Source organism: Knoellia aerolata DSM 18566 (assembly GCF_000768695.1).
Classification (GTDB): domain Bacteria; phylum Actinomycetota; class Actinomycetes; order Actinomycetales; family Dermatophilaceae; genus Knoellia; species Knoellia aerolata.
The window spans coordinates 1-1,147 of the sequence record NZ_AVPL01000144.1 but is presented as its reverse complement, the minus strand read 5'-3'; the positions used below and the strand labels follow the sequence as shown (position 1 = coordinate 1,147).

Here is a 1,147-nt window from a genome sequence, read left to right as displayed (position 1 = left end):
GGTGCCGCATGATCACCGTCGACCAGCTGGTCGAACGAGTCGCCTTCCTCACCCGAGAGGTGCGATCGAGCGACGAACCGGTCACGCAGATGCAGTGGGAGGCATTCGACGCCAATCTGCACCGCTTCCTCGTCGGCAGCATTGGGTACCAGGGCAGGCGAGTGGGAAGCGGCGATCCCTGCGCGGACATCCTCAGGGAGCTCGTCGACCGCTATCCGCCCCTTCTGCGCTCATCTAAGGCTGACGTGGCCGTGAGACCGGAGGATGCGATCCGAATGGGTGAGCATCTTTCGGCCCGCGGATTGGGGCTCCCTCGGCGCGGCGGACTGCGGCTCTTGCCTACATCGGACGCGACGAGCGTCACCCTGCCCGATGGCACCGACCGGAACCCGGTCGCACGCATCACCTGCGCTCTCGGCGCCCTGGCTGACCTGGTCGATGTCCTTGAGTATCAGCAGGTTCCGGACACAAGCGAGATTGCCACCAACGCGGCCCACGTGCTCGCGGCCGCGGCCGTCGTTGCCCGTCAAACGCTCGCCCGGGGTCCTCTCGTCGCCGCCGATCGACCCTTGGCCATTGGGAAGCATGTCGAGGCTGCCCTGGCAGCAATGCAGCCGGTGCTGGAGGCCGCCCCTCCCCTGTCGTTTCGAGGCCTGCCGGCCCTGGCCGACGTCGACGTCGGCGACACGGCTCTCGATCGATCGGTGAACGTCTGGGCCTTCGCCAGTGAGGTCGAGCTGCGGGCACGCATCCCCAGCGCCCATTCACTTCATATGGTGGTCAACCAAGGTGCCCACATCGCCGTCACCCTCGCCGAAGTCGCCAACCAGCCCGACGTTGCTCGGAGGCGGGACTGTGCGACGCCGCCCCTCGCCGCAGCCAGGCACGCCCTCACGGCCGCGGACAAGGCGTGGGTTCCCGGGCTGACAACGCTCGTCAAGCCCAGCACCGACTTCACCACGGCCAGCCGCGAGCTCTTCCTCGCCCTCGAAGAAGCGCGTGCACGTTCGTCTCGGTTCACGGAGCAGGAGCGGGATCACAACACGGACAGCCTTGCGCATGCCATGACCACTTTGGGGCACCGGCTGACAGCCGCCCGCTCCTTCCTTCGGCCACTGGCCGACGGGAAGGTCCTGTACGCACCGGC

At 67.6% G+C, this 1,147-nt stretch carries 1 protein-coding gene; it reads left to right on the top strand.

Features of this window, described 5'->3' with window-relative positions:
• Positions 1–1,147: hypothetical protein (locus N801_RS21235; protein ID WP_169744303.1), on the top strand; the 1,147-nt coding region annotated here is incomplete at both ends.